General features: G+C 70.4%; 17 protein-coding genes. 9 read left to right on the forward strand and 8 right to left on the reverse strand.

The window, feature by feature from the left end; genetic code table 11:
- Window positions 1-77 precede the first annotated feature (77 nt).
- Together KHP12_RS36605 and KHP12_RS36610 are read left to right on the forward strand one after the other, a co-directional pair.
- Window positions 78-374, forward strand: a complete 297-nt coding sequence (locus tag KHP12_RS36605; protein ID WP_014060001.1) for a YggT family protein — start codon at window positions 78-80, stop codon at window positions 372-374.
- Between the two features lie 49 nt (window positions 375-423).
- Complete coding sequence (locus tag KHP12_RS36610) at window positions 424-1,608, forward strand: DivIVA domain-containing protein (protein ID WP_086882689.1); 1,185 nt, start codon at window positions 424-426, stop codon at window positions 1,606-1,608.
- Between the two features lie 260 nt (window positions 1,609-1,868).
- On the opposite strand, the gene ileS is transcribed toward KHP12_RS36610, so the two are convergent.
- Window positions 1,869-5,006, reverse strand: a complete 3,138-nt coding sequence (ileS, locus tag KHP12_RS36615; protein ID WP_211834117.1) for an isoleucine--tRNA ligase — start codon at window positions 5,004-5,006, stop codon at window positions 1,869-1,871.
- Window positions 5,007-5,625: 619 nt separating this feature from the next.
- On the opposite strand from ileS, the gene KHP12_RS36620 reads away from it, so the two are divergent.
- The 4 genes from KHP12_RS36620 to KHP12_RS36635 all read left to right on the forward strand — a co-directional run bounded on the left by KHP12_RS36620 (window position 5,626) and on the right by KHP12_RS36635 (window position 8,521).
- Window positions 5,626-6,378: a TraR/DksA family transcriptional regulator gene (locus tag KHP12_RS36620; protein ID WP_211834118.1), complete on the forward strand. Its 753-nt coding sequence runs from the start codon at window positions 5,626-5,628 to the stop codon at window positions 6,376-6,378.
- Window positions 6,379-6,448: 70 nt separating this feature from the next.
- Window positions 6,449-7,036, forward strand: a complete 588-nt coding sequence (gene lspA, locus KHP12_RS36625) for a signal peptidase II (protein ID WP_086882686.1) — start codon at window positions 6,449-6,451, stop codon at window positions 7,034-7,036.
- A gap of 82 nt (window positions 7,037-7,118) precedes the next feature.
- Window positions 7,119-8,060, forward strand: coding sequence for an RluA family pseudouridine synthase (locus KHP12_RS36630; RefSeq protein ID WP_020872084.1), 942 nt, complete (start codon window positions 7,119-7,121; stop codon window positions 8,058-8,060).
- Window positions 8,057-8,521 (forward strand): GNAT family N-acetyltransferase, encoded by a 465-nt coding sequence (locus tag KHP12_RS36635; protein WP_086882685.1) that lies wholly within the window; start codon window positions 8,057-8,059, stop codon window positions 8,519-8,521. The genes KHP12_RS36630 and KHP12_RS36635 overlap by 4 nt, the downstream gene beginning before the upstream one ends.
- Before the next feature lie 16 nt (window positions 8,522-8,537).
- Here KHP12_RS36635 and KHP12_RS36640 read toward each other — a convergent pair whose 3' ends face one another.
- Window positions 8,538-9,677 carry a mechanosensitive ion channel family protein gene (locus tag KHP12_RS36640; RefSeq protein WP_086882684.1) on the reverse strand — a complete coding sequence of 380 codons (1,140 nt, stop codon included), beginning with the start codon at window positions 9,675-9,677 and terminating at the stop codon, window positions 8,538-8,540.
- Between the two features lie 131 nt (window positions 9,678-9,808).
- Between KHP12_RS36640 and KHP12_RS36645 the strand changes: the two genes are divergently transcribed.
- A complete protein-coding gene (locus KHP12_RS36645; RefSeq protein ID WP_037948965.1) occupies window positions 9,809-10,399 on the forward strand; it encodes a dienelactone hydrolase family protein in 591 nt (196 codons plus the stop codon).
- Between the two features lie 63 nt (window positions 10,400-10,462).
- On the opposite strand, the gene KHP12_RS36650 is transcribed toward KHP12_RS36645, so the two are convergent.
- The 5 genes from KHP12_RS36650 to KHP12_RS36670 form a co-directional block, all read right to left on the reverse strand.
- Window positions 10,463-12,094 carry an alkaline phosphatase D family protein gene (locus KHP12_RS36650; protein WP_086882683.1) on the reverse strand — a complete coding sequence of 544 codons (1,632 nt, stop codon included), beginning with the start codon at window positions 12,092-12,094 and terminating at the stop codon, window positions 10,463-10,465.
- 184 nt (window positions 12,095-12,278) lie between these two features.
- Window positions 12,279-13,106: a thioredoxin domain-containing protein gene (locus tag KHP12_RS36655; RefSeq protein WP_086882682.1), complete on the reverse strand. Its 828-nt coding sequence runs from the start codon at window positions 13,104-13,106 to the stop codon at window positions 12,279-12,281.
- A gap of 63 nt (window positions 13,107-13,169) precedes the next feature.
- A complete protein-coding gene (locus tag KHP12_RS36660; protein WP_086882681.1) occupies window positions 13,170-13,847 on the reverse strand; it encodes a hypothetical protein in 678 nt (225 codons plus the stop codon).
- Between the two features lie 85 nt (window positions 13,848-13,932).
- Window positions 13,933-14,955 (reverse strand): thioredoxin domain-containing protein, encoded by a 1,023-nt coding sequence (locus KHP12_RS36665; RefSeq protein ID WP_244202920.1) that lies wholly within the window; start codon window positions 14,953-14,955, stop codon window positions 13,933-13,935.
- A 90-nt stretch (window positions 14,956-15,045) separates the two neighbouring features.
- Entirely contained in the window at window positions 15,046-16,371 is a 1,326-nt protein-coding gene (locus KHP12_RS36670; protein ID WP_086882680.1) for a DUF2252 domain-containing protein, read from the reverse strand.
- Between the two features lie 214 nt (window positions 16,372-16,585).
- Here KHP12_RS36670 and dnaE point away from each other — a divergent pair, with 214 nt between their 5' ends.
- Window positions 16,586-20,131 carry a DNA polymerase III subunit alpha gene (gene dnaE / locus KHP12_RS36675; protein ID WP_086882679.1) on the forward strand — a complete coding sequence of 1,182 codons (3,546 nt, stop codon included), beginning with the start codon at window positions 16,586-16,588 and terminating at the stop codon, window positions 20,129-20,131.
- A 120-nt stretch (window positions 20,132-20,251) separates the two neighbouring features.
- On the opposite strand, the gene KHP12_RS36680 is transcribed toward dnaE, so the two are convergent.
- Window positions 20,252-20,431: a hypothetical protein gene (locus tag KHP12_RS36680; RefSeq protein WP_020872094.1), complete on the reverse strand. Its 180-nt coding sequence runs from the start codon at window positions 20,429-20,431 to the stop codon at window positions 20,252-20,254.
- Window positions 20,432-20,733: 302 nt separating this feature from the next.
- On the opposite strand from KHP12_RS36680, the gene KHP12_RS36685 reads away from it, so the two are divergent.
- Window positions 20,734-22,056 carry an NYN domain-containing protein gene (locus KHP12_RS36685; RefSeq protein ID WP_210609178.1) on the forward strand — a complete coding sequence of 441 codons (1,323 nt, stop codon included), beginning with the start codon at window positions 20,734-20,736 and terminating at the stop codon, window positions 22,054-22,056.
- Window positions 22,057-22,461: the final 405 nt, after the last annotated feature.

Raw genomic sequence — 22,461 nt, forward strand, 5'->3', positions numbered from 1 at the left:
AAAAACGGCAAACCGGCAACACCGAGTCATCCGAGGCCGAAAGGCCGAGTACGAACCAGGGGAGAGGGACGCGCGGGATGGGCATCGCACTACAGGTGATCTACATCGCGCTCTACTGCTACCTGATCGTGCTGATCTTCAGGCTCGTGATGGACTACGTCTTCCAGTTCGCGCGCTCGTGGCAACCCGGTAGGGCGATGGTGGTCATCCTCGAGGCCACCTACACTGTGACCGATCCGCCACTCAAGCTGCTACGGCGGTTCATTCCGCCGTTGCGTCTCGGGGGTGTGGCGCTCGACCTGTCCTTCTTCGTGCTGATGATCATCGTCTGGATCCTGATCACCGTCGTGAGCAATTTTGCGAGCAGGGTGTGAACGATACGGTCTTGCCGATTGCCGACGACTACGTTGAGGTGAAGTAGAGATGCCGTTGACCCCCGAGGACGTGCGGAACAAGCAGTTCACGACCGTCCGCCTCCGAGAAGGCTATGACGAGGACGAGGTCGATGCCTTCCTCGACGAGGTCGAAGCCGAACTGACTCGGCTGTTGCGGGAGAACGAGGACCTGCGCGCCAAGCTGGCCGCCGCGACACGTGCCGCGGCCCAGAGCCAGCAACAAGGCATGCGCAAGCCACCCGAACAGCAGGAGCGGCCGGGCGCACCTGTGCCCGCCGCCATATCTGGACCGCCGCAGCCGGTGCCGCCCGGCCAGCAGCAGATGGGTGGCCCGCCTCAACTCCCGGGCGGAGCCCCGCAGCTGCCGGCCGGCCCGATGGGCCAGAACGGCCCCGGTCCCATGCAGCAGGGCGGTCCCGGCCCGATGCAGCAGGGCGGCCCTGGTCCGATGCAGCAGGGCGGACCCGGCCCGATGGGCCAGAACGGTCCCATGGGTCCCGGCGGCCCCATGGGTGGCCCGATGGGCGGTCCCGGTGGCCCTGGTGGCCCCGGCGGTCCTGGCGGCCCGCAGCTGCCGCAGCCGGGGCAGGGCCCGGGCGGCGACAGCGCCGCGCGCGTGCTCTCGCTCGCGCAGCAGACCGCCGACCAGGCGATCGCGGAGGCCCGTTCCGAGGCCAACAAGATCGTCGGCGAGGCCCGTAGCCGCGCCGAGGGCCTGGAGCGGGACGCCCGTGCCAAGGCCGACGCGCTGGAGCGGGACGCGCAGGAGAAGCACCGTGTCGCGATGGGCTCCCTGGAGTCCGCTCGTGCCACGCTCGAGCGCAAGGTCGAGGACCTGCGCGGCTTCGAGCGCGAGTACCGCACGCGGCTGAAGTCGTACCTGGAGAGCCAGCTGCGCCAGCTGGAGAACCAGGCCGACGACTCGCTCGCCCCGCCGCGCACCCCGGCGACCGCCTCGCTGCCGCCGTCCCCCTCGATGAGCGGCTCCATGGCCTCGGCCGGCGCCGGCACGATGGGTGGCCACACGATGGGCGGCAACCAGTCCATGGGCGGCCACAACCAGAACGGTGGAGCGCCGTCCTACGGTGGCCAGCAGCAGATGTCTCCCGCGATGACCCAGCCGATGGCACCGGTGCGGCCGCAGAGTCCGCAGCCGATGCAGCAGGCGCCGAGCCCGATGCGGGGCTTCCTCATCGACGAGGACGACAACTGACGCTGGCGCGGGGCGCGTAGGCGCGGAGCGTTCGGCAATCACAAGGGCCGGGTCCCAGGAGCTTCCTCCTGGGACCCGGCCCTTTGCCACGTGCGCGCCGACCGCGGGGGTTTGTTCCCCTACCCGCCCCTTCCCGAACCATGGGGCTCCGCCCCCTGGACCCCGGACGCCCTTCGGGCGTGTCCTCAAGCGCCGGACGGGCTGAAATCAGCCCGTCCGGCGCTTGAGGACCGGGGTAGGGGACAAACCCCCGGTCCGGGTTACGCCTTGCGGAGGCGGAAGGTGAGGCCCAGCGGGGCGTCGGTGAACGGGTCGCCGTAGCCTTCGTCACCGTCGCCCGCCGCGAAGTCGGTCGCGAGGACCTCGTCCGCGATCAGCTCGGCGTGGTCGACGAGGGCCTGACGGAGTTCCTCGTCGGCCGACTGCCACCGCAGCGCGATCCGATCGGCCACATCCAGCCCGCTGTTCTTACGGGCCTCCTGGATCAGCCGGATCGCGTCACGGGCCAGCCCCGCGCGCCGCAGCTCCGGGGTGATCTCCAGGTCGAGGGCGACGGTGGCGCCCGCGTCGGAGGCGACGGACCAGCCCTCGCGCGGGGTCTCGGTGATGATGACCTCGTCGGGGGAGAGGGCGACCGTCTCGCCGTCCACCACGACCGACGCGTTCCCCTCGCGCAGCGCGACCGACAGCGCGGCCGCGTCGGCCTCCGCGATCGCCTTGGCGACCGGCTGGGTGCCCTTGCCGAAGCGCTTGCCCAGGGCGCGGAAGTTGGCCTTCGCGGTCGTGTCGACCAGCGAGCCGCCGACCTCGCTCAGCGACGCCAGCGAGGAGACGTTCAGCTCCTCCTCGATCTGCGCGCGCAGTTCGGCGCCGAGGGCTTCGAAGCCGGAGGCGGCGACCAGCGCGCGCGACAGCGGCTGGCGCGTCTTCACACCGGACTCCGCGCGGGTCGCGCGCCCCAGCTCCACCAGGCGCCGCACGAGCGCCATCCGCTCCGAGAGGGCCGGGTCGATCATCGACCGGTCCGGCTCCGGCCAGGTGGTCAGGTGCACGGAGGCGGGGGCCTCCGGGGTCACCGGGACGACCAGGTCCTGCCAGACCCGCTCGGTGATGAAGGGCACCAGGGGCGCCATCAGCCGGGTGACCGTCTCGACGACGTCGTGGAGGGTGCGCAGCGCGGCGGCGTCGCCCTGCCAGAAACGGCGGCGCGAGCGGCGCACGTACCAGTTGGACAGGTCGTCGACGAAGGCCGACAGCAGCTTGCCGGCGCGCTGGGTGTCGTACGCCTCCAGGGACTCGGTGACCTGCTCGGTGAGCGTGCCCAGTTCACCCAGCAGCCAGCGGTCCAGCAGCGGCCGCTCGGCCGGGGCCGGGTCGGCCGCGGACGGCGCCCAGCCCGAGGTGCGGGCGTACAGCGCCTGGAAGGCCACCGTGTTCCAGTAGGTGAGCAGCGTCTTGCGCACGACCTCCTGGATGGTGCCGTGGCCCACCCGGCGGGCCGCCCACGGTGAGCCGCCGGCGGCCATGAACCAGCGCACCGCGTCCGCGCCGTGCTGATCCATCAGCGGGATCGGCTGAAGGATGTTGCCCAGGTGCTTGGACATCTTGCGACCGTCCTCGGCCAGGATGTGACCGAGGCAGACCACGTTTTCATACGAGGACTTATCGAAGACGAGGGTGCCGACCGCCATCAGCGTGTAGAACCAGCCGCGGGTCTGGTCGATGGCCTCGGAGATGAACTGCGCCGGGTAGCGCCGCTCGAAGAGCTCCTTGTTGCGGTACGGGTAGCCGTACTGCGCGAACGGCATCGAGCCCGAGTCGTACCAGGCGTCGATGACCTCGGGCACCCGCTCGGCCGTCAGCGAGCAGCCGTCGGCGGTGCAGGTGAAGGTGACCGCGTCGATGTACGGCCGGTGCGGGTCCAGACCGCTCTGGTCGGTGCCGGTCAGCTCGGAGAGCTCGGCGAGGGAGCCGACGCAGGTGAGATGGGACTCGGCGCAACGCCAGATGGGCAGCGGGGTGCCCCAGTAGCGGTTCCGCGACAGCGCCCAGTCGATGTTGTTATTGAGCCAGTCGCCATAGCGACCGGTCTTGACCGACTCGGGATACCAGTTGGTCTTCTCGTTCTCCCGCAGCAGCGCGTCCTTGATCGCGGTGGTGCGGATGTACCAGGACGGCTGGGCGTAGTAGAGCAGCGCGGTGTGGCAGCGCCAGCAGTGCGGGTAGCTGTGCTCGTACGGCACGTGCCGGAACAGCAGCCCGCGCTCCTTGAGGTCCGCCGTGAGCGCCTCGTCGGCCTTCTTGAAGAACTGGCCGCCGACCAGGTCCAGGCCCTCCTCGAAGGTGCCGTCCGGGCGGACCGGGTTGACCACCGGCAGCCCGTAGGCCCGGCAGGTCAGCAGGTCGTCCTCACCGAAGGCGGGGGACTGGTGGACCAGACCGGTGCCGTCCTCGGTCGTCACATAGTCGGCGTTGACGACGAAGTGGGCGTCGGGGATGTCCACGAGCTCGAAGGGGCGCCGATAGCCCCAGCGCTCCATCTCGGCCCCGGTGAAGGACTCGCCGGTGACCGTCCAGCCCTCGCCGAGCGCCTTCTCGGCCAGCGGCTCGGCGACGATCAGCTTCTCCTCGCCGTTGGTGGCGACCACATAGCGCACCTGCGGGTGCGCGGCCACGGCGGTGTTGGAGACCAGGGTCCACGGCGTGGTCGTCCACACCAGCAGCGCCGCCTCGCCCGCCAGCGGGCCCGAGGTCAGCGGGAAGCGGACGAAGACCGAGGGGTCGACGACCGTCTCATAGCCCTGGGCCAGCTCGTGGTCGGACAGCCCGGTGCCGCAGCGCGGGCACCAGGGGGCCACGCGGTGGTCCTGGACCAGCAGCCCCTTGTTGAAGATCTCCTTCAGGGACCACCACACCGACTCGATGTAGCCGGGGTTCATGGTCCAGTACGCGCCGTCGAGGTCGGTCCAGAACCCCATCCGGGTGGTGAGCTCGGCGAAGGCGTCGGTGTGCCGGGTCACGGACTCCCGGCACTTGGCGTTGAACTCGGCGATGCCGTACGCCTCGATGTCCTTCTTACCGTTGAAGCCCAGCTCCTTCTCGACCGCCAGCTCGACCGGCAGGCCGTGGCAGTCCCAGCCCGCCTTACGGTCGACGTGGTAGCCCCGCATGGTGCGGAAGCGCGGGAAGACGTCCTTGAAGACGCGGGCCTCGATGTGGTGGGCGCCCGGCATGCCGTTCGCGGTCGGGGGGCCCTCGTAGAAGACCCACTCGGGCCGTCCCTCGGACTGCTCGAGGCTACGGGCGAAGATCTTGTTCTCCCGCCAGAAGTCGAGCACGGCGTGCTCGAGGGCGGGCAGGTCGACCTGGGCGGGCACCTGGCGGTACTGCGGCGTCATCGGGGCTCTTCTTCCTCCGGCGGACACGTGCTCTTCCGTTTCCGTCGGAGGGACGAGAGCCGTGTGCTCCCGCGGTACCACCCTCCTTGACCGGCAGCGGTTGGCTCCCGGCCCCCTCATTGGGATCGCGATGCCGGTTCTACTGACCCAGGGCGGGCGTTCTTCCGGCGGCTCCGGGGTGATCCTTCACATCGCGCTCGCCCCCGGGCTCACACCGTCCCCGGGTCGCTCTGGGCCGCCTACGACGCTACTCGTCCCCATCCATGCCTCTCGCTGCGCCCAGTGTACGGGGCCGAGGGGACCGGGGCCGACCGAATATGGCACTGCTCGGTCACCGCTGGGGCACTGCGCCGAGTGGGGGATGGCCGGGTCCGGGGGACTGCCCCGAATGGCCGGACGCCGGGGACCGCGATCAGGCCCGTCACGCTGGGTAACCCCCGCGGACCGGATCCCGGACGGATTACCGGGCGTGGAGCGGGGCACAACGGTGGAGACCGGTTTGTCGTACGGGCAAGCCGGGCGAATCGGGCGGCGTGCCCCGTTGCCGCCCGCCCGGAGTCGATTTATCGTTCCGGAACGATTCGCGCGCAAGATCACAATATGTGAAGGGGCCGCGGCCATGGTGGCGAGAAAGACCACCGTGCAGAAGAGCACGGCGAAGGCGACGAAGGCCGCGCCCGGCAAGAAGAGCGCCTCGGGCAAGAAGGCCGTCAACAAGACCGTCGACAAGACCGCGGCACCCGGCAGGGCCGCCGCGCAAGGCGCCGCCAAGGCGGCGAAGAAGAGCGCACCGAAGAAGAAGTCGGAGACGCCCGCCAAGAAGGCCGCGCCCGCCGACAAGGCGGTGCCCGCGAAGAAGACGGGAGCCAGGAAAGTGGTTGCGAAGAAGACCTCGAGTGGTGCGCCGACGAACAAGAAGGCCACGACGACCGCGCCGCCCCTGCCCAAGGCCCGTGCGGCGGGCGCCCCCGTCGACCCCGGTGAGCTCGCGGTCCGCCCGGGCGAGGACCCCTGGTCGGCCGAGGAGGTGGACGAAGCGCGCTCCGGTCTGCTGACCGAGGCCGGCCGGCTGCGCACCGAGATCCTCGCCTCCGAGGAGGCGATCACCGGGCTGATGCGCGACTCCGGTGACGGCGCGGGCGACGACCAGGCCGACACCGGCACCAAGAACATCACCCGCGAGCATGAGATGGCCCTGGCCGGAAACGCCCGCGAGATGCTGCTCCAGACCGAGCGGGCCCTGGACCGGCTGGACACCGGGACGTACGGGCTGTGCGAGAGCTGTGGCGACCCGATCGGCAAGGCGCGGATGCAGGCGTTCCCCCGGGCCACGCTGTGTGTCGAGTGCAAGCAGCGCCAGGAGCGGCGCTGACGCCCGTACGTGTGTGCCGTACCCTCGTCCCTCACAGGGGGAGACAGACTCACGAGGTTGAGGGACTCACGTGACAGAGGCGGAGCAGGCCATCGGAACGCCGGACGCGGGGAAGGCAGAGGGGGGCGCCGGGACCAGCGCCGCCGGATCCGGTGAGGCCGCGGCGGGCAGGGGGAAGCGGCGCGTCGGGGTGCTTCTCGCGGTGGCGGCGCTGGCCTATCTGATCGATCTGACCAGCAAGCTGGCCGTGGTCGCGAAGCTGGAGCACCACGCCCCGGTCGAGGTGATCGGCACCTGGCTCCAGTTCGAGGTGATCCGCAACCGGGGAGCGGCGTTCGGCTTCGGCGAGGCCATGACCATCGTCTTCACGGTGATCGCGGTCGGCGTCATCGTGGTGATCGCGCGGCTGGCCCGCAAGCTCCACAGCCTGCCCTGGGCCATCGCGCTCGGGCTGCTGCTCGGCGGGGCCTTCGGCAATCTCACCGACCGGATCTTCCGGACGCCCGGGGATTTCCAGGGGGCGGTCGTGGACTTCATCGCGCCCTCCCACTTCGCGGTCTTCAACCTCGCCGATTCGGCCATCGTGTGCGGCGGCTTCCTGATCGTGATCCTGTCCTTCCGCGGTCTGGACCCGGACGGCACGGTCCACAAGGACTGACGGCACGGTCCACAAGGACTGACGGCACGGTCCACAAGGACTGACGTACGAACCGGTCCGCGCGGTCCGGCATACTCGTCGGGTGAGTACGATTCCCGAGATCCGCACCCTGCCCGTACCGGACGGTCTGGAGGGCGAGCGCGTCGATGCCGCGATCGCCCGTATGTTCGGTTTCTCCCGGACCAAGGCGGCCGAGCTGGCCGCCGCCGGAAAGGTGCAGCTCGACGGCAGTGTCGCCGGGAAGTCCGACCGGGTCTCCGGGGGTGCCTGGCTCGAGGTCGAGATGCCGCAGGCCGCGCCGCCGGTGCGGATCGTCGCCGAGCCCGTCGAGGGCATGGACATCGTGCACGACGACGAGGACATCGTGGTCGTCTCCAAGCCGGTCGGCGTCGCCGCCCACCCCAGCCCCGGCTGGAGCGGCCCCACCGTGATCGGCGGGCTCGCCGCCGCCGGTTTCCGCGTCTCCACCTCGGGCGCCGCCGAGCGCCAGGGGATCGTGCACCGGCTGGACGTCGGCACCTCCGGGCTGATGGTCGTCGCGAAGTCCGAGCTCGCGTACTCCGTGCTCAAGCAGCAGTTCCGCGAGCGCACCGTGGACAAGCGTTACCACGCGCTGGTCCAGGGCCACCCGGACCCGCTGAGCGGCACCATCGACGCCCCGATCGGCCGCCATCCCCAGCACGACTACAAGTGGGCGGTGACCGCGGACGGCAAGCCGAGCGTCACCCACTACGACCTCATCGAGGCGTTCCGGGCCGCGAGCCTGCTGGACATCAAGCTGGAGACCGGCCGCACCCACCAGATCCGGGTGCACATGGCGGCCCACCGCCACCCCTGCGTCGGCGACCTCACCTACGGCGCGGACCCGACGCTCGCCAAGCGGCTGAAGCTGACCCGGCAGTGGCTGCACGCCGTGCGGCTCGGCTTCGAGCACCCCGCGCACGGCGGATGGGTCGAGTTCGAGAGCGTCTACCCGGACGATCTGCGCGGAGCGCTGGACATCGTGAAGGCGGAGAGCGCGTGATCGAGGTCGTGACCGACGGGGACCTGTCCGGCTGCTTCGCGGTCCGCCGCGAGGTCTTCGTGGTGGAGCAGCGGATCCCCGAGGAGGAGGAGATGGACGCGTACGACGCGCACGCCGTCCACCTCCTGGCCACCGACGACGGGGGCCGCCCGGTGGGCACCGTCCGCTTCCTGCACGGCGCGGCCGCGGACAAGAAGTACGGCCACGCCGGTGTCGACGGCGGCACCACCGCCGTGCTCGGCCGCCTCGCGGTGGCGAGGGCGGCGCGGGGCACGGGGCTGGGGGCCGATCTGGTCCGGGCCGTCGAGGCGGAGGCCCACCGGCGCGGACTGGCCGAGGTCTATCTGGAGTCCCAGACCCATGCGCTCGGCTTCTACGAGCGGCTGGACTACGAGGCGTTCGGCCCCGAGTTCGACGAGGGCAGCGGCATCCCGCACCGCGCGATGCGACGGTCGTTGTAGCGACCTGCCACCGGCTTCACCGCGAGCGCGAGGAGTCCTTGCGCAGCCCGTCCTCGAAGCGGGCGAAGTGGTCATGGCGCTCACGGCGCCGCTCGCTCTCCAGCAGCGACTGGGGGGCCTGGACGGCCGGGGCGGTGGCGATGCGCGGCAGGGCGTACGGATGGGCGTCCCTCAGCCACGTGATCATCTTCTCGCGCACCTCACAGCGCACCGTCCACGCGTCGTCCGGGTCCCGCGCCGTGATGAGCGCCCGCACCATGATGGTGCTCGGGGTGGTGTCCGTCACCACCAGGTTCCAGTCCCGGCCGTCCCAGGCCGAGGACTTCTGCACAATGTCGCGCAGGTGCTCCCGCATCTCCTCGATGGGCGCGGTGTGGTCCAGGTGGAAGAAGACCGTGGCCACCTTCTGGGTGCCACCGCGTGACCAGTTCTCGAACGGCTTGTTGGTGAAGTACGACACCGGCATGGTGATCCGGCGCTCGTCCCAGGTCCGTACGGACAGGAAGGTCAGCGTGATCTCCTCGACCGTGCCCCACTCGCCGTCCACGACCACCGTGTCGCCGATCCGCACCATGTCGCCGAAGGCGATCTGGAGCCCCGCGAAGAGGTTCCCCAGCGTGGACTGGGCGGCCACACCGGCGACCACCCCGAGGATCCCGGCGGAGGCCAGCATGGAGGTGCCGACCGTGCGCATCGTCGGGAAGGTCAGCAGCATGGCGGAGGCCGCCACCACGCCGACGATCGCGGCCACCACCCGCTGGATCAGCGTCACCTGGGTGCGCACCCGGCGCACCCGCGCGGGGTCGTGCGCGCTGGAGGAGGCGTAGCGGAAGTAGGAGGACTCCACCACGGCCGAGGAGACCCGCACCATGAGCCATGCCGTGGCCGCGATGAGCACCAGCGCGAGCAACTGGCCGATCGCCGACTCGTGCTCCTGGACGACCTTCGCCTGCGTCTTGTCGTACGACCCGCTCAGCAACGCCGTACACACGGTCACCTGAAGAGGGACCCGGCAGCGGCGCAGATGGCCCCACAGGGGGGTCTCGGGATGCCGGGCATCGACCCTCCGCAGCAGCCAGTCGACCGCCCAGCCGATGAACAGCGTGATGGCCACTGAGCCGCCGATGACGATGAGCGGACGCAGCACGTCCTCCATGGACACCTACCTCATCCTTCCCCAGGGAGACTCCAGGGTGTCCTGTCCCGCCTTCCCCGGATCGGGTGTCCTCAGACTGTGACTGGCACGATAGAAGGTGGCGATCCACGGAAAGTGAAACGGGAAGGAAAGTGACGGCGGTGGCCGATACCTCGACGATTGTGCTGTTCCACTCCGCGTACGGGCTGCGGCCCGCCGTGCACGAGGCGGCCGACCGGCTGCGCGCGGCCGGGCATGAGGTGGTCGTGCCGGACCTGTACGAGGGGGAGACCGCCGAGACCGTCGAGGACGGCATGGTGATCAAGGAGCGGATCGGCCGCGACGAGCTGCTGAAACGGGCCATCACCGCCGCCGCGCCGTACTCGGACCGCGGGCTGGTCTACGCCGGGTTCTCGCTCGGCGGCTCCCTGGCGCAGAATCTGGCGCTGGGCGACGACAAGGCGCGCGGACTGCTCCTGCTGCACGGCACCTCGGACATCGCCGACGACGCCGCGGCCGACGACCTGCCGGTGCAGCTGCATGTGGCCGACCCCGACCCGTTCGAGCCGCACGACTGGCTGAACGCCTGGTATCTGCGGATGCGGCGGGCCGGTGCCGATGTGGAGGTCTTCCGCTACGGCGGGGCCGGGCACATCTTCACCGACCCCGAGCTGCCGGACTACGACAAGGAGGCCGCCGAGGCCACCTGGAGGGTGGCACTCGGCTTCCTGGCGAGCCTCTGAGCCTCTGACGTACGGGTGAGTCTTCGCCGTACGGGGTGAGCCTTTGACGTACGGGATGGGCCTTCAGCGCACGGGCGCGTCGGCCCGCTCGATCTTCTGGCTGCCCGCCTGGGTGCGGTACGACCGCGTCCAGGCGCTCGTGGCGTGCGGATCGGTCCGGTCGGAGATGGTGTAGTAGTCCATCTGGGCCCGCAGCGGGGTGACGTCGAGCACGCCGTAGCCGTGCGAGTCCATGTCCACCCACTTCACATGGCGGTTGGCGGCCCTGATCGCGGCGGCCGCCGCCAGGGACACCGTCTGTGGCGCCACATGCAGCAGATCGTCGAGATTGTCGGAGGTCACCGAGGTCACCACGAACTCGGTCGCGGCCGACCGGGAGAGCGGATAGGTGGCGGCCTTCACCGGTACGTCGTTGGCCCACGCCATATGGATGTCACCGGTGAGGAAGACCGTGTTGCCGATCCCGTGGTCGGTGAGGTGGGCGAGCAGCTCGCGCCGGTCGTCCGTATAGCCGTCCCACTGGTCGGTGTTGATGGCCAGCCCGCCCTTGGGCAGCCCCAGCAGCTCGGCCAGCGGGCCCAGCAGCTCGGCGGGGAGGGCCCCGAAGGCGACCGGTGAGATCATCACCGAGTTGCCCACCAGCCGCCAGGTGGTGTCCGAGGCGGTCAGGCCCGACTTCAGCCAGTCGAGCTGGGCGCGCCCGGTCAGGGTGCGCTCCGGGTCGTCCACGTCCCCGCTGCCGGTGGCCGCCTGCTGGGAGCGGAACGAGCGCAGGTCGAGCAGGTGAAGATCGGCGAGGTTGCCGTAGCGCAGCCGCCGGTAGGTGGTGCCCTGGGTGGAGGGGCGCACCGGCATCCACTCGAAGTACGCCTGCTTGGCGGCGGCCACCCGCTGGGCCCACGCCCCCTCGGTGCCGGGCGTGTGGTTCTCCGCCCCGCCGGACCAGGCGTCGTTGGCGAACTCGTGGTCGTCCCAGATCGCGATGAGGGGGAGCGCGGCGTGCAGCGCCTGGGCGTCGGGGTCGGTCTTGTAGTTCCCGTGCCGGACGCGGTAGTCGGCGAGCGTGACGATCTCGTGGGTGGGGGCGTGCGGGCGGACGACGTACTTGGCCGCCGGGTACTCGCCGCTCTTGTACTCGTAGATGTAGTCGCCCAGATGGAGCACCGCGTCCAGGTCGGTGCGGGCGGCCAGATGGCGGTACGGGGAGAACCAGCCCGCCTCCCAGTTGGCGCAGGAGACCACGCCGAAGCGCACCCCCTCGGTCGTGGCGTCGTGGGCGGGGGCGGTACGGGTGCGCCCCACGGGGGAGCGGACGCCGCCGTCCACGCCGAAGCGGTAGAAGTAGCCGGTGGCGGGCCGCAGCCCGCGCACATCGGCCTTGACGGTGTGGTCGGTGTCGGCGGCGGCCTTGACGGTGCCGTGGGCGACGACCGAGCGGAAGTCCCGGTCCTCGGCGACCTCCCAGGTCACCTCGACGGCGGGGCCGAGCCCCGAGCCGGGCACGGCGTCGGGGGCGGGCGTGATACGGGTCCACAGCAGGATCCCGTCGGGCAGCGGGTCGCCCGAGGCGACGCCGTGCAGGAAGGCGGGTCCGGAGGCGGCGGTGGCGGTGGGGCCCGGGACGAGGGGCAGCAGGGCGGCGGCGGCCGCCGCGGCCGTGACGGCGCTTCGGCGCGATATGTGGAGGTCGGTCACGGCCGAGGAGATTACTGACAAGTAGCCCGCGGGGACAGGGGGCTTGGGGGATGTTCGCCCACCCGTCGCCGCCAGGTCACCGGGGCCGTGACTCGCAGGGGCGGAACGCCGTCGGCGGGCGCGCCCTCAAGGGCACGCCCGCCGACCCGGCCGGGGAAGGGCCGGACGCTCCTTCTTGAGCTCCTTACTTCTTGAGCTCCTGCTTGACGAGCGGGGTGAACTGGTCCGGGGTCATCGGCGGGTTCTCGCCCACCTGGAGCTTCTTCCCGTTCAGCTTGAAGGACGGGGTGCCGGTGATGTCCTTGGTGTCGTTGAACGTCTTGGACATGGCCAGCGCCCACCGGTCGTAGGTGCCGTTCTTCACGGCCTTCTCGAAGGCCGTGTTGCCCTTCAGCTCCTTGACCTGCTGGGCGACGTCGATCAGCTTCTGGTCGTTCGCGAAGGCGTCATCGGTCTCCTTCGGGTGGTTCTTCGGCGCGTACAGCGCTTCCTTGTAGTCCAGGAACGCCTGTGGGCTGACATTGAGGGCCGCGCCGAGCGCGCTCAGCGCGTTCTTCGAGCCGGCGCCGGGCTGCTGCTTGTTGTCGTCGAGGAAGGTGCCCATGGTGAACTGCGCCTTGTAGGTGCCGTCCTTGATGTCCTTGAGCACGGTCGGGCCGGTGTACTTCTCGAACTGGGCACAGACCGGGCAGCGCATGTCCTCGTAGACGTGCAGGGTGTTCTTGGCCTTCTTGTCACCGATGACGATCGTCGTGCCCTGGGGGCCGGTGGCGTTGGCGGGCTTGGCGAACGTCTTCTTCTCGGCCGCCGCCCGCCACTTCTGGTTGGGGTTGTCCGAGTTCATGTTGGTGACGGCGTAGCCGATGCCGCCGGCTATCGCGAGGACCGCGACGACCGCGCCGCCGACGAACAGCTGGCGCCGCATCCGGTCCTTCTTGGCCTGGCGCTCGCGCTCGGCACGCAGCCGTTCGCGCGCGGCCTGCTTGTTCTGCTGGCTGTTGCGGTTGCTCATGATGGTTCGATCTCCGTGGGTGTGCGTCGTCAGTGATGCGTACGGGGGTGTGGAGCGCTGTGCTCAGGCAACGGCCGAGCGGGGCGGTCCACGACGCACCACGGAGTGCACGAGGAGAGGGAGGGCCGGTGCCGGGCGCACCGGACGTACGGGCCGCGGGGCCCGGCGGTGGGGCAGCAGGGCCGCCGCGTGCACCGCGACGGCCAGCAGCAGCGGCCGGAAGGCGAAGGCGGCCACGGAGGCCAGCAGACGGCTCAGGGCGGCCTCGCCGCGCCGCAGCCAGGCCGAGGCGATCAGACCCACCGCGATATGCGCGGTGAGCAGCAGCCAGGGGGTGGCGGAGCTCACGGCGGCCGCCAGCGGGGTGGCGACGCCGCTCTGGGAGACCCCGGGCAGCGGACCGCCGAGGTCGCCGCCGCACAGCACGGTGACGCCCATGGAGCGCAGGGAGCCCGCCACCGGGCCGCCGGACTGTCCGTAACAGGCCTGCTGGCCGGTGGTGAAGATCGTGTCGGCGGCCAGCTCCAGCGGGATCAGCAGGGCCGCTATGGACCAGAAGCCCCGCTCCCGGCCCGCGAGGGCGTACGCGACGGCGAAGACGGCCACCGCGAGCGCGGCGACGGTGGCCAGCGGCAGCGGGGCCCGTGTCAGCAGGACATGCGAAGCCGAGGACAGCGTGACACACAGCGCCGTGAAGAGCGCCGCGCGCACTGCCCTCAGCTGCGGTCCGGTGCCATCCATGACTTCGAATTCTGCCATGAACGGCTGTAGGGACCATGTGAAGAATCGGCCCGGCGGCCGACCACCCGCCCTTGACCTGCGCGTTTCACCCCTTGAGCTGCTTGTCCACCGCGTCTGTGAACTCCGCCGCGGTCGCGGGAGTCGAGCCGCCACTCCCGGTGAGCTGGGAGCCGTCGAGCTTGACGGTGGGGGTGCCGCTCACCCCGGAGGCGTCGAAGTCGGCGATCATCTTCTTCGCCCAGGGGTCGTAGGTGCCCTCGCGTAGAGCCTCCCGGAAGGAGGCGTTCGTCTTGAGGGCGTACACCTCCTGGGAGACGGTCAGCAGCTGGTCGTCGTCGGCGTAGGAGTCCTCGCTCTCCTCGGGGTGGTTCTTCGACGACATCAGCGCGGCCTTGTAGTCGAGGAAGGTGTCGGGGCTCACGTCCAGGGCCGCCCCGAGGGCGCTCAGGGCGTTCGCGGAGCCGCTGCCGCCCATGTTCTTGTCGAGGATGGCGGCGAAGTGGAACGAGACCTTGTACGTGCCGGCCTTGATGTCCTTGGCGATGGTCGGCCCGACCGCCTGGTCGAAGGAGGCGCACGGCGGGCAGCGCAGGTCCTCGTAGACGTCGAGGGTGTGCTTGGCCCCGGCCTCGCCGATCACCACGGTGGTGCCGCCGGGCCCGGAGCTGTGGGCGGGCGTGACGAGGTTTCCCGGGCCCTGTGAGCCACCGGAGCGGTCCGGCTCCCCGGATCCGTCCGAGCCGCCGGAGCCCGGCGCTCCCGGCGGGCCCTGGACGACATCGTCCGACGAGCCGCCCCGCGAGCCCTTGTCGTCATCCGTGACCACGAGAACGCCCGCGACCACCGCGGCGGCGGCCGCCACCGCGATGACGGCCGTAAGGCCGCCCTTGCGCTGCCGGTCCGCCGGGCCGGGGGCGCCAGGGGCGCCTGGGGTGCCGGGAGCGCCGCCCCAGGGCCCGCCACCCGGGCCCGGCGGGGGGCCCTGGGGTGGCGGGGGAGCGGGCGGGAAGCCCGGAGGCTGATCCGGGGGCGGCGGCTGACCCGGCTGCTGGTACGGATTCTGCTGCGGGTCTCGCTCGCCCCCCGGCGGCTGCTGTCCAGGCCACATGACCGTCAACGATAGGGGGGCGAGCGCACCCCGGCCATGGCCGGGGTGGCGATCAACGGCCCTGGGGGACGGGCGCCCCCGGGGAGGCGATCAGAGGCCGGGGATGCGGCCGTTGCGGAAGAGGTCCACGAAGATCTGGTGGTCGGCCCGGGCGCGGGCACCGTAAGAGTGCGCGAAGTCCACCAGGAGCTCGGCGAAGCCGTCCTCGTCGGCGGCGATCACCGCGTCGATGGCGCGCTCGGTGGAGAACGGCACCAGGGAGTGGCCGCTCTGGTCGTCCGCGGCCGCGTGCATGGTGGCCGTGGCCCGGCCCAGGTCGGCCACGACCGCCGCGATCTCGGCCGGGTCGTCGATGTCGGACCAGTCCAGGTCCACCGCGTACGGCGACACCTCGGCCACCAGCTGCCCCGCCCCGTCCAGCTCGGTCCAGCCCAGCCACGGGTCGGCGTGGGCCTGGAGCGCGCGCTGGGAGATCACCGTGCGGTGGCCCTCGTGGTGGAAGTACGACCGCACCTGCTCATCGGTGATGTGCCGGGAGACCGCAGGGGTCTGCCCCTGCTTCATGTAGATCACCACATCGTTCTCCAGGGCGTCGCTGTTGCCCTCCAGAAGGATGTTGTACGAGGGGAGCCCGGCGCTGCCGATGCCGATGCCCCGGCGGCCCACCACGTCCTTGACGCGGTAGGAGTCCGGGCGCGAGAGACTGGACTCGGGGAGCGTCTCCAGATAGCCGTCGAAGGCGGCCAGGACCTTGTAGCGGGTGGCCGCGTCCAGCTCGATGGCCCCGCCGCCGGCCGCGAAGCGGCGCTCGAAGTCGCGGATCTCGGTCATCGAGTCCAGCAGCCCGAAGCGGGTCAGCGAGCGGGCGTCGCGCAGCGCGTCCAGCAGCGGGCCCTCCGCGGTCTCCAGGGTGAAGGGCGGCACCTCGTCGTTCTTGGCGCCGGTGGCCAGGGCGTGGACGCGCTCGCGGTAGGCGGCGGCGTACGTCCGCACCAGCTCGGTGATCTTCTCGTCGCTGAGCGCCTTGGTGTAGCCGATGAGCGCCACGGAGGCGGCGAAGCGCTTGAGGTCCCAGGTGAAGGGGCCGACATACGCCTCGTCGAAGTCGTTCACATTGAAGATCAGCCGGCCGTTGGCGTCCATGTAGGTGCCGAAGTTCTCGGCGTGGAGGTCGCCGTGGATCCACACCCGGCTGGTGCGGTCGTCCAAGTACGGCCCGCCGGAGCGCTCCCGCTCCACATCGGAATAGAACAGGCAGGCGGTGCCGCGGTAGAACGCGAACGCCGAGGCGGCCATCTTCCGGAACTTGACGCGGAAGGCGGCCGGGTCGGCGGCGAGCAGCTCGCCGAAGGCGGTGTCGAATACGGCGAGGATGTGCTCGCCGCGCTGTTCCGCCTGGGTCTGCTGGGTCGACATCGCGGAACGCCTCCTGGGGCATGAGAGAGATGATCGGTGGGGCAGATACGACAGGGTATGTTCCGTCTCGCCGGGTGCGCGGGAAGACCGGATGCCCCGTCGGGATCAACGCCTGAGGCTACCCGCGAGTGCCCGGCTCTTGTCAGTGCGGAGGGGTAACCTTCGGAGCTGTCTCGCCCTGCCGTCATCGATTGTTCGCCGGAGGTCTTCCACCGTGACCAAGCCGCCCTTCACGCACCTGCATGTCCATACCCAGTACTCGCTGCTGGACGGTGCGGCGCGGCTCAAGGACATGTTCAACGCGTGCAACGAGATGGGCATGACCCACATCGCCATGACCGACCATGGCAACCTCCACGGCGCGTACGACTTCTACCAGCAGGCGATGGGCGCGGGGGTCACCCCGATCATCGGCATCGAGGCGTATGTGGCCCCCGAGTCCCGGCGCTACAAGCGGCGGGTGCAGTGGGGCCAGCCGCACCAGAAGCGCGATGACGTCTCCGGCTCCGGTGGTTACACCCACAAGACCATCTGGGCGTCGAACAAGACCGGTCTGCACAACCTCTTCCGGCTCTCCTCGGACGCCTATATGGAGGGTTACTTCGTCAAGTGGCCGCGGATGGACAAGGAGACCATCGCCCAGTGGTCCGAGGGCCTGATCGCCTCCACCGGCTGCCCCTCGGGCGAGCTCCAGACCCGGCTGCGGCTCGGCCAGTTCGACGAGGCCCTCAAGGCCGCCTCCGAGTACCAGGACATCTTCGGCAAGGACCGGTACTTCCTGGAGCTGATGGACCACGGCATCGAGATCGAGCGCCGGGTGCGGGACGGGCTGCTGGAGATCGGCAAGAAGCTGGGCATCCCGCCTCTGGTCACCAATGACTCGCACTACACCTACTCCCGGGAGTCCGCGGCGCACGACGCGCTGCTGTGCGTCCAGACCGGCAAGAACCTCTCCGACCCGGACCGCTTCCGCTTCGACGGCACCGGCTACTACCTCAAGTCCACCGACGAGATGTACGCCATCGACTCCTCGGACGCCTGGCAGGAGGGGTGCCGCAACACCCTCCTGGTGGCCGAGCAGATCGACAACACCGGCTGGTTCGAGAAGCGCGACCTGATGCCGCGGTTCGACGTGCCCGAGGGGTACACCGAGGTCACCTGGTTTCAGGAGGAGGTCCGCAAGGGGATGGCCAAGCGCTTCCCCGGCGGCGTCCCCGAGGACCGGCAGAAGCTCGCCGAGTACGAGATGGACGTCATCATCCAGATGGGGTTCCCGGGCTACTTCCTCGTGGTCGCGGACTTCATCATGTGGGCCAAGAACAACGGCATCGCGGTGGGCCCCGGCCGAGGCTCCGCGGCCGGTTCGATCGTCTCGTACGCCCTGGGCATCACCGACCTCGATCCGGTCGAGCACGGGCTGATCTTCGAGCGGTTCCTCAACCCCGAGCGTGTGTCCATGCCCGATGTCGACATCGACTTCGACGAGCGCAGGCGCGGTGAGGTCATCCGGTACGTGACCGAGAAATACGGCGCCGACAAGGTCGCCCAGATCGGCACCTACGGCACCATCAAGGCCAAGAACGCCATCAAGGACTCCGCCCGCGTGCTCGGCTATCCGTACGCGATGGGCGACCGCATCACCAAGGCCATGCCCGCCGATGTCCTCGGCAAGGGCATCCCGCTCTCCGGCATCACCGACGAGAAGCACCCCCGCTACAGCGAGGCGGGCGAGGTGCGCGGGATGTACGAGAACGAGCCGGATGTGAAGAAGGTCATCGACACCGCGCGCGGAATCGAGGGCCTGGTCCGGCAGATGGGCGTGCACGCGGCCGGTGTGATCATGTCCAGCGAGACGGTCACCGACCATGTGCCCGTCTTCTCGCCGAAGAACGACGGCCAGGTCGTGACCCAGTGGGACTACCCCACCTGTGAGTCGCTCGGCCTGCTGAAGATGGACTTCCTGGGCCTGCGCAACCTCACCATCATGGACGACGCCGTCAAGATGGTGCGCGCCAACAAGGGCATCGACCTCAAGCTGCTCGATCTGTCCCTGGACGACCCCAAGACCTTCGAACTGCTCTGCCGCGGTGACACCCTGGGCGTCTTCCAGTTCGACGGCGGCCCCATGCGCTCCCTGCTGCGCATGATGAAGCCCGACCACTTCGAGGACATTTCCGCCGTCTCGGCCCTCTACCGGCCGGGCCCGATGGGCATGAACTCGCACATCAACTACGCGCTGCGGAAGAACGGCCAGCAGGAGATCACCCCGATCCACCCCGAGCTGGAGGAGCCGCTCAAGGAGGTCCTGGGCATCACCTACGGCCTCATCGTGTACCAGGAGCAGGTGCAGAAGGCCGCCCAGGTGCTCGCGGGCTACTCGCTCGGACAGGCCGACCTGCTGCGCCGCGCGATGGGCAAGAAGAAGCAGGAGGTCCTCGACAAGGAGTTCGTGCCCTTCCAGAAGGGCTGCCGTGAGCGCGGCTACTCCGACGAGGCCATCCAGGCGGTGTGGGACGTCCTGGTCCCGTTCGCCGGATACGCGTTCAACAAGGCGCACTCCTCCGCGTACGGCCTGGTCACCTACTGGACCGCGTACCTCAAGGCCAACTACCCCGCCGAGTACATGGCGGCGCTGCTCACCTCGGTCCGCGACGACAAGGACAAGTCGGCGGTCTATCTGAACGAATGCCGCCGCATGGGCATCAAGGTGCTGCCGCCGAACGTCAATGAGTCCGAGGCCAACTTCACCGCCCAGGGTGATGATGTGATCCTCTTCGGTCTCACGGCGGTCCGGAACGTCGGTCAGAACGTGGTGGAGGCGATCATCCGCGGCCGCAAGGCCAAGGGGAAGTACGCCTCGTTCCCGGACTACCTGGACAAGGTCGAGGCGGTCGTCTGCAACAAGCGCACCACCGAATCGCTGATCAAGGCGGGCGCCTTCGACGAGATGGGCCACACCCGTAAGGGGCTCATGGCGCACTACGAGGCCCTGATCGACAATGTGGTCGCCGTCAAGCGCAAGGAGGCCGAGGGGCAGTTCGACCTGTTCGGCGGCATGGGCGGCGACGGCGGGGACGGTGACGGGCCGGGCTTCGGGCTCGACGTCGAGTTCGCGGACGTCGAATGGGACAAGACCTATCTGCTGGCCCAGGAGCGGGAGATGCTGGGCCTGTATGTCTCCGACCATCCGCTGTTCGGCATCGAGCATGTGCTGAACGAGAAGGCGGATGCCGCGATCTCCGCGCTCACCGGCGGTGAGCACGCGGACGGCGCGATCGTCACCATCGGTGGCATCATCTCCGGCCTCCAGCGCAAGATGACCAAACAGGGCAACGCCTGGGCGATCGCCACCGTGGAGGACCTGGCCGGCTCCATCGAGTGCATGTTCTTCCCGGCCACCTATCAGCTGGTCTCCACCCAGCTGATCGAGGACGTGGTCGTCTTCGTCAAGGGGCGGCTGGACAAGCGCGAGGACGTGCCCCGGCTGGTCGCCATGGAGCTGATGGTTCCCGATCTGTCCGAGGCGGGCGCCGACGCGCCCGTGACGATCACCATTCCCACGGTCAAGGTCACCCCGCCGCTGGTCGAGAAGCTGGGCGAGGTGCTCACCCACCACCGCGGCTCCACCGAGGTGCGGATCAAGCTCCAGGGGGCGCGGAAGACCACCGTGCTGCGGCTCGACCGGCACCGCGTCACCGCCGACCCGGCGCTCTTCGGCGATCTCAAGGTGCTGTTGGGGGCGTCCTGCCTGGCCGGGTGACGGCCCGGCCCTGACGAAGGCAATGAAGAACGTCCAAGGGGCGCGCCCGTGTCGGGCGCGCCCCTTGTGGCCATGTCACACGGTCTGCCACCGCGGGGCCCAGCGCCGGTGCGCGGTGCGTCAGTTGTGGCCGAAGCTCTTCTGCCGGTCCTTGCGCGGCGTCGAGGGGCTGCCCTCCGACCGCATCGCCTGCGACTGCGCGTCCATCGAGGACTGCTGGTCGGCGGGGCGGTCGGCCATGCCCCGCTCCTGACGCCGCTCCTGCTGCTGCTTGCGATCGCGGTTCTTGTTCTTGCCCATGGTGGTGTTCCTCCAGTTGGGATCAGCCCCCCGGTGAAGGGCCCTCCGGGAGATGCCCTTCGGAAGAAGCCCTTCGGGAAGAACAGTGACATGCCGCGGTGACCCGTGCATTTCGGACAATTACGGTGAGTGAGAAGGGGGGTCTTGGCGGGTAAGCCGTATCCGCCACGCCGGTGATCCAGTTCGGACTGATAACCCCCGCGCGGTCGGGCAGACTCGAAGGAAAGCCGAAAGACCACATCCGGGGACGGCTGTGCGCGGGGGGCGACCGAGGACTGATTCGTCAGGGAAGAGGGTGGAACGTGGACCGCTGCGTCGTCCTGGTGGACGCCGGGTACCTGCTGGGCGCCGCCGCGAGCCTGCTGGCCGGGGAGCCCGCCCGATCGCGCATCTCCGTCGACCACGCGACCCTCATCCAGGGCCTGCGGGAACGGGCCGAGGTCGAGACCGAACGTCCGCTGCTGCGGATCTACTGGTTCGACGGCGCCCCCGACCGCGTACCCCAGCCCGAGCACCGGCGGCTGCGGGTGATGCCCCGGGTGACCGTGCGGCTCGGCGCGCTCACCCGCAGCGACGGCCGCTGGGCCCAGAAGGGCGTGGACGCCGCCATGCACGCCGAGCTCACCGAGCTCGCCCGCAACCGGGCCTGCTCCGACATCGTCCTCGTCACCGGCGACGGGGACCTGCTGCCCGGGCTGATGTCGGCCAAGGAGCACGGGGTCGCCGTCCACCTCTGGGCGGTGCAGGCCGCCGGCGGGGACTACAACCAGTCCGAGGACCTCGTGGCCGAGGCCGATGAGCGGCGCGTCCTGGACCGCGCCTGGATCACCCGGGCGGTGCGCGCCAAGGAGCTTCCCGGGCCCTGTGCGCCCGTCTCCGAGCCGCGCCCGGAGATCGCGGCCATTCTCTCCGCCCCGCTGCCGGAGACCGCCACGGCCGCCGCTGCCGCTGCTGCCGCGGCTGCGGCGTCGCCCGGCGCGGCGGAGGCGGCCCCCGGCCGCAATGGCGCCGCCCGGCCCGGCGCTGATGGGAGCGGCCCGGCCGACGCCTCCGGGCGTCCCGCCGCCGCGGCCGCCGAGGCGGGCGCGGACGTCGCGGCGGGGGCCGGGGCCAAGGTCGTGCCCACCCCCAAGGACCTCGCCGACCTGGGCCGCGGCCCCGCCGGGCCCGGCGGCCAGGCGGACCGGCCGGCGGCGGGCGCCACGCTGCGCTGGTCCTCCGACAAGGGCTGGGTCGACCGGGGCCCCGGCTCCGGGGTGGGGGAGCCGCCGGAGACCGCCAACCTCCCCATGCTGGCCCAGCTCACCAGCGCCGAGCAGCGCTGGGCCGACCGCGAGGAGGACATCACCGCGGTCAGCGGCGACCCGTTCGAGGTCGGCCAGGTCTTCGCGCGCCGCTGGACCGAACGGCTCGCCGATTCGGGCCATCTCCAGCAGCTCTCCACGGAGTACCCCCGCATCCCGCACCGCATCGACGGTGAACTGCTGCGCTACGCGGCCCGCTTCGGGCTGCTGGCCCACAAGGACGACCAGATCGACGAGCACGACCGCTATGCGATCCGGGCGGGTTTCTGGCGCGAGATCGACCTCCGCTCGGCGGCGGAGCACGCCCAGACCGGCGGCTAGGGATATCGGGCAGATCGCGCCGCCCACGGCGTGCTGCTCCCCTCCCCACCCCTTCCCACAACTGGAGCTCCGCCCCAGCCCCCGGACCGGGGCTCCGCCTCAGGCGCCGGTTCGGGGCTCCGCCCCAGGTTCCTGGTTCGGGGCGCTGCCCCAGGCTCCCGGTTCGGTGCTCTGCCCCAGACTCCGGTCCGGGGCTTCGCCTGAGGCTCCCGGTTCGGTGCTCTGCCCCAGCCTCCCGGGCAGGGGCTTCGCCTCAGTCCCCGGCCCGGGACTCCGCCCCAACCCTCAAGCCGGGGCGCTGCCCCAGACCCCGGGCCGGGGCTTCGCCCAGGCTCCGTTCGGGGCTCTGCTCGGGCCCGGGATTCGGGGCTTCGCCTCAGGCTTCCGGGTCGGGCTCCGCCTCAG

It is taken from the genome of Streptomyces asiaticus (genome assembly GCF_018138715.1).
Classification (GTDB): domain Bacteria; phylum Actinomycetota; class Actinomycetes; order Streptomycetales; family Streptomycetaceae; genus Streptomyces; species Streptomyces asiaticus.

Bases quoted from the DNA above. Each gene is read 5' to 3' on its own strand.
- KHP12_RS36670 (WP_086882680.1), bottom strand. From the start codon at position 16,371: ATGTCGACCCAGCAGACCCAGGCGGAACAGCGCGGCGAGCACATCCTC.
- KHP12_RS36605 (WP_014060001.1), top strand. From the start codon at position 78: ATGGGCATCGCACTACAGGTGATCTACATCGCGCTCTACTGCTACCTG.
- KHP12_RS36610 (WP_086882689.1), top strand. From the start codon at position 424: ATGCCGTTGACCCCCGAGGACGTGCGGAACAAGCAGTTCACGACCGTC.
- KHP12_RS36665 (WP_244202920.1), bottom strand. From the start codon at position 14,955: ATGTGGCCTGGACAGCAGCCGCCGGGGGGCGAGCGAGACCCGCAGCAG.
- KHP12_RS36620 (WP_211834118.1), top strand. From the start codon at position 5,626: ATGGTGGCGAGAAAGACCACCGTGCAGAAGAGCACGGCGAAGGCGACG.
- KHP12_RS36680 (WP_020872094.1), bottom strand. From the start codon at position 20,431: ATGGGCAAGAACAAGAACCGCGATCGCAAGCAGCAGCAGGAGCGGCGT.
- KHP12_RS36655 (WP_086882682.1), bottom strand. From the start codon at position 13,106: ATGAGCAACCGCAACAGCCAGCAGAACAAGCAGGCCGCGCGCGAACGG.
- KHP12_RS36640 (WP_086882684.1), bottom strand. From the start codon at position 9,677: ATGGAGGACGTGCTGCGTCCGCTCATCGTCATCGGCGGCTCAGTGGCC.
- KHP12_RS36660 (WP_086882681.1), bottom strand. From the start codon at position 13,847: ATGGATGGCACCGGACCGCAGCTGAGGGCAGTGCGCGCGGCGCTCTTC.
- ileS (WP_211834117.1), bottom strand. From the start codon at position 5,006: ATGACGCCGCAGTACCGCCAGGTGCCCGCCCAGGTCGACCTGCCCGCC.